The organism is Providencia sp. PROV209 (genome assembly GCF_028479485.1).
Classification (GTDB): Bacteria; Pseudomonadota; Gammaproteobacteria; order Enterobacterales; family Enterobacteriaceae; genus Providencia; species Providencia alcalifaciens.
In genome coordinates this window covers 110,870-122,856 of sequence record NZ_JAMPNR010000022.1, presented here as the reverse complement: position 1 = coordinate 122,856, position 11,987 = coordinate 110,870, and the positions used below count along the sequence as shown (strand labels likewise).

Below are 11,987 nucleotides of genomic sequence, written 5' to 3'. Positions count from 1 at the left end.
TTAGAATTTAAACCCTTTATGTAATGCAACAATACCGCCAGTCATATTGTCATAAGAGACTTGCTCGAAACCTGCATTTTCCATCATCCCTTTCAAGGTTTCTTGATTTGGGTGCATACGGATGGACTCAGCTAAGTAACGATAGCTCTCAGGGTCATTCACAATCGCTTGACCAATACGCGGTAGAATGTGGAATGAGTATGCATCATAAGCTTTATTCAAAGGTTCAATAACTGGCTTAGAGAACTCAAGCACTAATAGGCGTCCACCTGGTTTGAGAACGCGGAACATAGAACGCAGAGCTTTGTCTTTGTCTGTCACGTTACGTAAGCCAAACGAGATGGTAATACAATCAAAATAGTTATCAGGGAATGGTAACTCTTCCGCATTAGCTTGTACGTAATTAACATTACCGACAATGCCTAAATCGCGCAGTTTTTCACGTCCCATTTTTAACATAGAGTCGTTGATATCTGCGAGAACCACTTCGCCTTTTTCACCAACAAGGCGAGAGAATTTTGCAGTGAGGTCACCCGTTCCACCCGCAAGGTCAAGCACGCGTTGATTACGACGCACACCACTCGCTTCGATTGTGAAACGTTTCCAAATGCGATGAATACCAAAAGACATTAAGTCATTCATCAGGTCATATTTAGAGGCTACAGAGTGAAAAACATTTGCTACGAGGCCAGCTTTTTCTTCTTTCTCTACAGTACGGAAACCAAAATCAATGGTTTCTTTTGTTGGTTCGGTCATTTCTATTATGCCTGTTAATCGTTCAAACTTTTTTGAGAAGTGTAACAGCCTTTGAGTGAAAACCCTATTATAACTCTAAGATTCCGCACAATTAGACTTGTCAGCCCGCTCTGCTAGCTGAGGGTCTATAGATTGCTTAACTTCCACGCCTAACTCTTTAAAACTTTCCGCCTGAGCTAGCAAATTACCTCGACCTTCAGCAAGACGCTTCATGGCTGATGAATATGTGTGATTTGCTTTTTCTAGGCTAGAACCTAATACCTGCATATCATCGATAAACAAACGCAGTTTATCGTACATTTTAGCGGCTCTATCGGCGATTTCTTGCGCATTTTGCTCTTGCCGTTCATATCGCCACAAATTATTAATGGTACGTACTGCCACCAACAATGTGGATGGACAGACCAACATGATATTCAGTTTTAATCCTTCATCAAGTAGCTCAGGAGCTTCTTTTAATGCTAATAAATATGCAGGCTCTATAGGGATAAACATGAGCACATAGTCCAAAGAGCGAACCCCTGGTAACTGATGATAATCTTTACGGCTTAACATTTTCATATGGTTCCGAATGGATGCCACATGATCTTTGATACCTTGCTGCTGCTGTTCTGGGTCATCACTATTAAAGTAATGTTCATAAGCGACCAACGACATTTTTGCGTCAACAACGACATCTTTGCCTTCAGGAAGATGAATGATGACATCTGGCTGGTAGCGGCTATTATAGCCCGTATTGATACTGACTTGTGTTTCAAATTCACTACCGCGGCGCAAACCCGATACCTCTAAAATCCGAGTTAAAATGGTCTCGCCCCAATTCCCTTGAATTTTATTATCGCCCTTTAAAGCTCGTGTTAAGTTGACCGCTTCTTTGGTCATTTGATTATTCAGTTGCTGTAACTGGCGAATCTCATAGGTTAGCGTATGACGCTCTTTTGCCTCTTCACCATAACTTTGTTGTACTTGTTGGCGAAACCCTTCAAGTTGTTCACGAAAAGGTGACAACATCGCCATTAAGTTTTTCTGATGTTGCTCAGAAGCACGCCGTTCGTTCTGCTCAAATATACGATTAGCTAAATTTTCAAACTGTGCCGTGAGGCGCTGCTCACTATTTTGCAAAATTCGCTGTTTCTCTTCGTTCGCCAGTTGAGCTTGTTCAAAGCGAGTCATCACCTCTCGCAGCTCAGCCTCTTGTTCACGGTTAATGTCCCGCTGTGTACGTAGCTCTTGGTCAAGCTTGTCGCATTCCTCTTTCCATTGAGCCAAATGTACATTTTTCTCATCGCTCGCGGCCAATTGACGGTATACCTCTTGTAGCTCTCGCTCTTTCCCCGCTATTTTTTGGACAATAGAAAACCAGACCGCTAAACCGCCGACCAAAATGCCACTTAAGGCACCAATAATTGCATATAAAAGAGAGGTATCCACGAATCCATCCTTACTTTTTAAAATCTAGAGTAAGGTAATGGGATACTGTATAAGTGTCCAGAGGTAAATCTCCCTATGGCGACTTTTTGCGAGCAGCTTCGCAGCTTATCCCATCCAACTAGCGAACCAACGTAAGCCAAGCGCCCCCGGTGCTAAAATGCCAAATGCCCAAATCATTGCGGATGCGAAGTTGGCAATTTGAAAATGGCGTTGGCGCATTTCACAAATTCCTGCGACAAGAGGAACGACCGCGCGCAAAGGTCCAAAAAACCGCCCAAAGAAAATCCCCCAAACACCCCATTTCTCAAAGAAACGATGACCTTTATCTATCATTTCAGGGTTACGAGAAATCGGCCACATTTCACGGACTTTTTCTTTATAGTGAAAACCAAACCAATAAGAGACCCAATCGCCAAAAAATGCGCCCAAGACGGCGGCTAACCAAATCGGAAAGAAGGCGATTTCACTTTCACCAATCAACGCACCAAGTCCAAGTAAAATCACGGTTGCGGGGAGCAATAAAGAGAGAAAAGCGAGTGATTCGCCAAAGGCAAGAATGAAGACAATAGGGATCGCCCACACTTCGTGAGCACGAGTGAATTCCGTAATGGCAGTGACAATTTCATTGATGCTCAAGGGTTCGTTCCTAATTTTAATGAGTTGAATAACACTATTATAGTTATAGGAAGTAAATAAAGTTGCAACAAAACCCGCTCATTGCAACTTCAGTGTTTATTAGATTATTCGAGGAAGTAACTTTGTAGCACGCTGCGTTGAGCGTTATCTAAGCCAAAATCTTTTTCTAGCCATTTATCCACATCACCATAATTATTTTCTATGCTTTTCAATGCAGTCTGTAAGAATTCTTCACGTACGGAGAACACGTACTCGAATTTTTTTACCACATTCTCGCTCATAGTTTTTGAAAATTCTTCCAGTAGGTGATTACGGAATGGCGCTAACGTTTCATTGGTTAATAGGTAATCGTCCATCACCGTATTAACATCCGCCCCCAGCGCAAATAGTACTAAAGCCGAGCCAATTCCAGTGCGGTCTTTACCGACTGCACAGTGTTGCACAAGACCACCTTTTTCCGGTTGCTTCAACATGCTGACCAATTGATGATATGCCGCATTATTCAATGGAAGTAACTCGTAAAGGCGGAACATGAAAGCTTGAGGATCAAATTTTTCTAGCACTTCTGGTGTGAGTTTATCTAAATTCGCACTCACTTCTTTTGCCAGCGGGTTCGCAGGGGCATGCACATAATGAGCGCCACTCCACACCACATCCGGTTTATCCAAAATTTCAGCTTCATCGCGATAGTCGATGATTTGGAAAAGGTTTTGTGACTGTAAGACTTTTTCATCATCTTGGGTTAAGCGGTCTAATGCACCTGAGCGAAATAAAACCCCAGGTTTAATTTTTCCGCCGTTGGATAGTTTTTTTCCACCTAAATCACGAAAGTTAATTCCACCGGTTAAAGGCAGTACAGAGGGGTGAAGGTAAGGTTTGGTTGACATACGTTTTCCCTTTTTAGCGCTGTCATTGCTCAAACTAAAAATAAACGAAATTATCAATTACTTGTAATTTGAGTAACTTAAGAGGCTTCTATTCATTGTTTTAAATGACAATAACAGATTCATCGATGAAGGGAATAAGAAAAACGCGAGAAAATAAATTTTGCGCTGATCAATTAGAGATACAAGAATATTTAAGATACATGGGTAGCATGATGATAACTGAACCCGTTTACCGAAAATCCACAACCGAGTGAAGTCAGTAAACGGGTCAGCTAATTAGGATTACAGCAGGCGACGAGCCGCTTCGACAACAATGCTCAGAACATTGCCTTCTGTTTTTTTCAGAAGCGCTTCATTTGGAATTTCTTGCTGAGTACGGTTAACGATAACGCCAGCAACCATACCTGCACGCAGACCTTGGCTTGCACACATAGTTAACAGCGTTGCAGATTCCATCTCATAGTTCATCACGCCCATATCCTGCCACTCTTTCATTGAGCCTCTGAAGTGGCGCATCACACGACCTGTATAGGTGTCGTAACGCTCTTGACCTGGGTAGAAAGTATCTGAAGATGCAGTAATACCAACATGAACAGTTGCACCCGCTTCTGTCGCCGCAGCATACAGCGCATTAGTACAAGTAAAGTCAGCAACCGCAGGGAATTCCAGCGGAGCAAAATGCTGACTTGCACCATCTAAACGCACTGCACCGGTAGTCACTAAAACATCACCTACATTGATGTTTTCTTGGATTGCACCTGTTGTACCGATACGCAAGAAAGTGCGGATGCCTAGCTGAGCTAGCTCTTCAACTGCGATAGAGGTTGATGGACCACCAATACCTGTGGAGCAAACAATCACGGCTTTTCCATCAAGTTCACCACGCCATGAAGTGAATTCACGTAATGAAGCCAAATGCACAGGGTTATCCATCAGACGTGCAATTTTTTCAACACGGTTAGGATCCCCAGGAACAATAGCAACAGTTGCACCCTGTAAGTCACTCTTTTTTAAACCTAAGTGGAAAACGTCAGACATATCAAACTCCTTTACACAATGGCATCATTGAATTAGTACGTTATAGTCAATATAGCGCTTAGCTCGACTTAATTTAGTGACCAATATCGCTTTTAATAGAAACTGATTCACTTCATTTTCATGAAAATGAGATATATATCACAAATAAAGTCCGGTGACATTAAAGCTAATGATGAGATACACCCAGTATAGATGAATGTTTGCGATTATCGAAAAAAAGCGCCTGAATAGGCGCTTTGGATAGGCAGAAGATAAAAAATATTACAATATCAATGTGCTAGACTTACAGCACAACATCAAGGATCAAGACGCCAACCAACCCGATAGCCCACGCTATTGTTGTTGGGATAGACCAAACTATCATTTGCTGTTTAACGTCTTTAATCCCCATCATTCTGTTCACAACCCAATAAAGGCTGTCGTTAAAGTAACCGAAGAACAGAGAGCCCATTGTTGCTGCTTGAGCGGCAACTAATAAGTTGATATCAGGGATTTGGCTAATAATTGGCGCAGAAATCGATGCTGCGGTGATCATTGCAACCGTTCCTGATCCCTGAATTAAACGCACTAACGTGGCAATAATGAACGGTATTAGCACTGGCGTAATCGGTAAATTCGCAACGTGCTCCGCTAAAATTGTTCCCGTACCACTATCACGTAATACTGCACCTAATGCACCACCAGCCCCCGTGACCAGTAAGATAATCCCTGCCGCCTGCAATCCCTCTTCCATACGGTCAATGACTTCTTCTTTCGAGGCTTTTGGCATTAACGTATAGACTGAAATCAATACGCTAATTGAGAGTGCAATAATCGGGGCGCCTAAGAATTGGAATGATTGGAAGTACCAGTTATCATCCATGCCTTGGAAGGTGGCCGTTTTTAGCAATAATCCGTTGATAGCATTAATAAAAATCAACAAGATTGGCGTAATAATAGGTAACAATGATAAGAATAAGCTTGGTAATGGTTTATTCGCTTTTTCTTCCATGTAACGTGCATGCACTTCTTTTAGATCTTCGCTGCCCGTCTCATCTGGCATAAACTCAGGGTATTTGGTTCCTAGCCATTTGGCATAGAACACAATACCGATGACACATGGTACCGCGAGCGCCATACCCGCTAAAATCATCGCACCAACATCAACCCCAAAGATACCTGCGACCCCTAAAGGACCCGGTGTTGGTGGTACAGTATGGTGAGTTACCACTAACCCACCCGCTAATGCGACCCCAAGCGTTAATATGCTCCGTTTACCATTTTTGGCTAATGCCTTTGCCAACGGGTAAAGAATGACGAATGCCGAGTCCACAAAGATAGGAATACTGACAATATAGCCGGTGATTGCCAGTGCCCACTCTTCACGTTTTTTCCCTAACCATTTGATAAAGCTATAGGCTATTTGCTCAGCAGCACCTGAAACTTCCAGCACCCTTCCCATCATCACCCCGAGACCGATAACAATACCAATGCTACCGAGGGTCGAGCCAAAGCCCTTTGTGATCACCGTGATGGTTTCAGCCGCGGTTAGCCCACCGGATAACCCCGCAATTGCAGCGGCAATTAGCATGGCTAACAGTGCGTGAACACGCGTTCGTAATACTAAAAAGATAAGGACAAATATGGCCACCGCGAGGCCAATAATAGGAATATAGGACATTATTTAATCTCCTATTTTTTCGCGCTATGATGCTTAATAAATGAACGGATCGCATCGCTAAATGATCCATCAGCTCTAAAACCTAAATCCAGTGCACGGCGAATATCAAATTTACCTGGCCAACTTGCCACAATGCGATTAATCGCTTCATCCGGTTCAAAACGAATTAAATCAACGGCCTGTTGTCCTGCAACATCACGCAGTGCATCAATCATATCTTGCACTGTCACGGTGATCCCGGGCAGGTTCACGGTGCGTGAAAGACCAAATTTTTCCGCAGGAATCGACACTGCATGGATAAAGTTGTTGATGACCGTTTCTGGGCTAGATAACCATAGAGCCAGCGCTGGAGACACAGGACAAACACTCTCAATCCCATTAAGAGGCTCACGGATAATACCGCTAGCAAAAGAAGACGCTGCTTTATTCGGGACGCCAGGACGAATACTAATGGTTGGTAAGCGCATCACTCGACCATCGACATACCCTTTACGTGAATAATCGTTCACCATCAGTTCGCACATGGCTTTTTGAGCGCCATAAGAAGACTGAGGGTTTACCACGCAAAGGTCGGTGATTACATCAGGTAATTCACCACCAAATACCGCAAGGGAGCTGGTGAAAAGGAATTTGATGGCAGGGTTTTTAGCTCTAGCGGCTTCAAGTAATTGACGCGTCGCATCAAAATTTACTTTCATACCTAAATTGAAATCGCTTTCTGCGTGGCTACTCACAATCGCAGCGAGGTGAAAAACCACATCGGTTTGCGCATCAATCAATTTATCTGCGGCTTCTGGCTGAGTTAAATCTAACGCAACACAACTCACGCGAGAATCTTCAATTGGTGATGTAGGGCATTGAATATCCGCTAAAACGAGTTGGCTAAATTTTAATCCTTGGTTGTTTTTAAGTAAAGCAGCGGCTAGCTGCTGGCCCAGAAAACCTGCGCCACCAGTAATAATAACTTTCATTGTCATTCTCCTTGCTATAGCCCTGACGGGCTATGCATCACTCGGTAAGATGTTTTTTTATGTATTTATTAAATGAAGTTTTATATTTTTTTCGACTATCCGTTGCACGACATCAGGCGGTAAATGTTTATCACAAATGATGTCGTGCAATTGATCTAATGGGCAAACACGAAACATACCGTATTTACCGAATTTACTGCTGTCTGAAACCAGTACACATCGACGGGCTACATCCAATAAAGTTTGTTTTATTTGAACTTTTTCCTCATGAGGCGTGGACACGCCATGTTGCAAGTCCCATGAGCTGGTGCTAATAAACGCGATATCCACATTCAGTGTTCGCAACATGGCTGCGGCTGTATTTCCCACACAAGAGTGATTGCGTTTATCAACCTGTCCACCAGTGTGATACAAATTCAGCTGCGATTTATTCATCAAATATTGCATGATAGAAAAATCATTGGTCACAATGGTGAGATTAAAACGCTCACCTAACACACGCGCGATTTCAAACGTGGTTGTTCCCGCATCGAGGTAAACCACCTGACCATCTTCAACCAGTGAGCTGGCAAATTGACCGATTTCGCGTTTGGTTTGATGATGCAGCCTCGCCTTCTCGCTCCATGGTAGCTCTTGGCGTAACGCATCATTTAACCGAACTCCACCGCTAATTCCGACAACCTTCCCTTCCTCTTCCAACATGCGAATATCACGTCGAACCGTCATATGAGACACATTCATTAAGCCAACTAAGTCATTGATAGACACAGTTTGGTGCTCATAGACATAGCGATAAATAAAATCACGACGTTCGGAAGGGATCATGCGGTTCTCCTAGGAATTAGCTTGCTTGAGCCAGCCTAAACCGTCTTCGGTGCGTCCGGCTGGGTGGTATTCACATCCCAGCCAGCCTTCATATCCCATTTCATCGAGTTGATTAAAAATCCATGGGTAATTGACTTCACCGCTATCCGGTTCATGGCGAAAAGGTACTGATGCTATCTGAATATGACTAAATTTACCCCAAAGACGCTCAATTGTTTTCAATAAGTCACCTTCCATAATCTGGCAGTGATACAAGTCCAATTGAATAAATACATTTTCGCGATTGATTTCAGGTAACAGCGCTTCAGCCTGCTTTTGGGTCGTTAAGAAATACCCCGGCATATCGCGGGTATTAATTGGCTCGATAAGCACACGAATTCCATGCTCCGCCATCACATCCGCAGCCTGTTGTATGTTCTTAATAAAACAGTTTTTTTGCTCTTCAAAAGTGAATTTTTCATCCACTTTACCTGCCATTGCATGCACTTGCTTACACCCAAGGGCTTTAGCGTATTTCAGCGCCGTTTGCACGCCTTGAGCAAATTCAGCTTCACGCCCAGGAAGAGATGCCATTCCTCGTTCGCCGGCACCCCAATTTCCTGCGGGCATATTAAATAGCGCTTGAGTAAGTTGATGTTTTTTCAATTCACCCGCAATAGCATCCGCATCTTCTTCGTAAGGAAAAAGATATTCAACCCCTTTAAACCCAGCTTGAGCAGCACGTTCAAAACGTTGAATAAATGGGACTTCGTTAAACATCATGCTGAGATTTGCTGCAAATTTAGCCATGTCTATCACCTCATTTCTGTGGGTAACGGCTTTCGAGCTCATGAACTTGCTCTGGCGTTAACGTTGTGAAGCCATGTGGACGTAATGTAATGTACAAGCGAGCGGTATCTTCTAATTCTTCCGCATTGAAAAATGCTTGTCTTAACGTTTTTCCACCGACAACCGGACCGTGGTTTGACAGTAAAATCGCATTATGATTTGGGGCTAATTTCGCGATTTCTTCACCGATTCGGTCATCACCTGGCGGTAAATATTCAATTAATGGTAATTTGCCCACGCGCATCACATAGTATGGTGTGATTGGGGGTAAGCAGTTCGCCGTATCTAAGTTCGGCAAACAAGATAATGCCGTTAACCAAGGTGAATGCAGGTGAACAACCGCTTGGCAATCAGCACGTTGTAAATACATTGCCATATGCATAGAAACTTCTTTTGTGGGTTTATCACCATCAATCCAGTTTCCTTGTGCATCGAGCTTACTCAGACGCTCAGGGTCTAAATCGCCAAAACTTGAGTTAGTCGGGGTGACAATAATGCAGCCATCCGCTAAACGAGCGCTAATGTTGCCAGCGCCGCCGCTACTGTAGCCACGGTTAAACATCGATTTTGCCCAATCCACCAACTCTTGGCGTAGCGCCTTTTCATTACTCATTAAACATCTCCTGTGCTAACTGGAAGAAATTCTCTTGACCGAAATTGCCTGATTTCAGTGCTAACCAGTTACCGCTTGTTAAATCCTGTACCCACGGCACACCCGGTGCGATAGGTGAACCAATACTTAATTGTTCTGTTCCAAGGCTCTGAACCACTTTCCCTGAGGTTTCTCCCCCCGCGATAATGAACGTGTTAAAGCCTTGGTCCTCCAATAAGGTCACCACTTGCCCAAACACATTTTCCACCGCCGTGCTCGATGATGCGGCGCCGTATTTTTCTTGTGTTTGTTTTAATAACTCCGGTGGCTGAGTGGCGTAAAGCAAAGGTGCCAAACCCGTCGTTTGCTGTGCTTGAACCCACGCAGCTAAGGCATTCGCATAGTCTGGATTATTGATACATTCACCGACATCTAACGCCTTACTTGGTGCCACTCGCTGGTAGTTCTGTACTTGTTTGTTGGTCATCTGTGAGCAACTACCTGATAAAATCACGGTTTTCCTGTCTTTTCCTGCCGGCTTAATCCCGCGACTTTCACTTTGCCCCCATGCCACTTGGCTATCTATATTTGCTAGTGCTGCACCCAACCCTGACCCACCTGTTAATAAAGGCAGTGATTGCGAAGCTTGGGCAATAGGCAACAGGTCATCCATGGTAAAACTATCGACGACGGCATAACTCACGCCTTGTTGACGCAACTGTGCTAACTGTTCAGCGACTGCCAAGCTCCCTTTCTGCACTGTTGCTAGATTAATCAACCCAGCCTTCCCTGTTGATTGTTTTTCCATGACTCGCAGCAAATTCGCATCAGTCATTGGCGTGACTGGATGGTGTTGCATGCCACTTTCATTCAGTAATTGACCGTTTACAAACAAGTGTCCATGAACCACAGTACGTCCATTGACTGGCAGTGCAGGGCAAACTAAGGATAAATCTGTACCCAACTGCTTCATCAACGCATCAGTGACAGGACCAATGTTGCCTTTTTCTGTTGAATCAAACGTTGAGCAATATTTAAAGAAAATTTGCTGGCATTGTGCTGATTCCTTCAACCAACGACATGCATTTAGCGAGGAGCTGACCGCTCCATCAACAGGGCAAGAGCGACTCTTTAAGCTCACCACAATGGCATCTACATCATGTGGAATTGGGGTATTTTCATTCGGCTCATTCAGTAATTGCACCACTTTCCAGCCGTTTTGTACCATAAAGCCTGCGATATCCGTCGCGCCGGTAAAATCATCAGCAATCACGCCTAATTTCACTGTCATACCTTTTTCTCCGGTAAGGTAATTCCTTTGAAGGTTTTAATCACCGCGCTATCATCCTGAGAGCCAAAACCTTCGTTGCTGGCTGAAATAAACATTTGGTGAGCGGTTGCGGCGAGCGGTAGTGGGAAATTCAGCGCTTTTCCGGTTTGCATCACCAAACCAAGATCTTTCACAAAAATATCCACTGACGATTTTGGTGTGTAGTCCCCATCAAGAACATGCTGCATACGGTTTTCAAACATCCATGAATTTCCTGCGGCATGAGTCACAATGTCATACATCACATCCAAGTTGATTCCCGCTTTTGCCGCCAACGCCATACTTTCCGCAGCAACCGCGATATGAACACCCGCCAACAGCTGATGGATAGTTTTCACGGTAGACCCTAGTCCAACCTCATCTCCCACTCGATATAAGCGTTCAGAAATTGCGTCAAATACAGGAGCAAGTTGAGTAAATAGTTCAGAAGAACCCGATGCCATTACCGTTAGCTTGCCTTCCGCTGCTTTAATCGCACCGCCAGAAATCGGTGCATCCACCAATAGAAGTTGATACTCAACAAGACGCTTTTCAATCTGCTTCGTTTGCTCTGCCGCCAATGTGCTGTGTAACACAATGATGGTATTTGGGCGAAGCTGCTCTACCAGTGGTTTTTCGCCACCAAACAAAATCCCTTCAACTTGCATTCCATTGACGACGACCATCAACACTGCATCCAACTCGTGGGCGTACTGCGCTGCATTTTTCCCTGTTGCTTGCGCGCCATATTTAAGTAGCGCGTCACACGCTTGAGGATTTAAATCAAATCCATAGGTTGGGATATTTTTTCTTATTAGTGATTGCGCGATCCCCATTCCCATCGAACCCAGACCAATAACGCCAACATGGTTAACGATATTTTTCATCTAGCCCCCTGATGTTGTCAGTTCTAACAATATTGTGAATTCTGGTGAATATTGTGAATTTTCACACAATCAAATTCACAAACACATGACTACCATCACACTAAAGAGAATATAAAATTTAACCAATTTTCATTTATTATACTGAAATTTAACAAGATAATAATTTC

At 43.8% G+C, this 11,987-nt stretch carries 12 protein-coding genes; all 12 read right to left on the bottom strand.

The annotated features are described in order from the left end of the window. Entirely contained in the window at positions 1-756 is a 756-nt protein-coding gene (gene ubiE / locus PR795_RS15935; protein ID WP_006658338.1) for a bifunctional demethylmenaquinone methyltransferase/2-methoxy-6-polyprenyl-1,4-benzoquinol methylase UbiE, read from the bottom strand. 75 nt (positions 757-831) lie between these two features. Further along, positions 832-2,187, bottom strand: a complete 1,356-nt coding sequence (gene rmuC / locus PR795_RS15930; protein WP_006658337.1) for a DNA recombination protein RmuC — start codon at positions 2,185-2,187, stop codon at positions 832-834. Positions 2,188-2,292: 105 nt separating this feature from the next. Further along, complete coding sequence (locus tag PR795_RS15925; protein WP_154632462.1) at positions 2,293-2,823, bottom strand: DedA family protein; 531 nt, start codon at positions 2,821-2,823, stop codon at positions 2,293-2,295. A gap of 104 nt (positions 2,824-2,927) precedes the next feature. Beyond that, entirely contained in the window at positions 2,928-3,710 is a 783-nt protein-coding gene (locus PR795_RS15920; protein ID WP_036959776.1) for a tyrosine-protein phosphatase, read from the bottom strand. Between the two features lie 282 nt (positions 3,711-3,992). After that, positions 3,993-4,748, bottom strand: coding sequence for a uridine phosphorylase (udp, locus tag PR795_RS15915; RefSeq protein ID WP_006658334.1), 756 nt, complete (start codon positions 4,746-4,748; stop codon positions 3,993-3,995). Positions 4,749-5,031: 283 nt separating this feature from the next. Then, positions 5,032-6,408 (bottom strand): GntP family permease, encoded by a 1,377-nt coding sequence (locus PR795_RS15910; RefSeq protein WP_181480563.1) that lies wholly within the window; start codon positions 6,406-6,408, stop codon positions 5,032-5,034. A gap of 11 nt (positions 6,409-6,419) precedes the next feature. After that, on the bottom strand, positions 6,420-7,379 hold the full coding sequence (gene denD, locus PR795_RS15905) for a D-erythronate dehydrogenase (RefSeq protein WP_036974016.1): 960 nt from the start codon (positions 7,377-7,379) through the stop codon (positions 6,420-6,422). Between the two features lie 57 nt (positions 7,380-7,436). Then, on the bottom strand, positions 7,437-8,204 hold the full coding sequence (locus tag PR795_RS15900) for a DeoR/GlpR family DNA-binding transcription regulator (protein WP_006658331.1): 768 nt from the start codon (positions 8,202-8,204) through the stop codon (positions 7,437-7,439). A gap of 9 nt (positions 8,205-8,213) precedes the next feature. Further along, a complete protein-coding gene (gene otnI / locus PR795_RS15895) occupies positions 8,214-8,993 on the bottom strand; it encodes a 2-oxo-tetronate isomerase (RefSeq protein WP_006658330.1) in 780 nt (259 codons plus the stop codon). Positions 8,994-9,003: 10 nt separating this feature from the next. Beyond that, complete coding sequence (otnC, locus tag PR795_RS15890; protein ID WP_006658329.1) at positions 9,004-9,645, bottom strand: 3-oxo-tetronate 4-phosphate decarboxylase; 642 nt, start codon at positions 9,643-9,645, stop codon at positions 9,004-9,006. Beyond that, entirely contained in the window at positions 9,638-10,915 is a 1,278-nt protein-coding gene (gene otnK / locus PR795_RS15885; RefSeq protein WP_181480562.1) for a 3-oxo-tetronate kinase, read from the bottom strand. Before otnK ends, otnC begins: the two co-directional genes overlap by 8 nt. Further along, positions 10,912-11,820 (bottom strand): L-threonate dehydrogenase, encoded by a 909-nt coding sequence (ltnD, locus tag PR795_RS15880; protein WP_181480561.1) that lies wholly within the window; start codon positions 11,818-11,820, stop codon positions 10,912-10,914. Before ltnD ends, otnK begins: the two co-directional genes overlap by 4 nt. Positions 11,821-11,987: the final 167 nt, after the last annotated feature.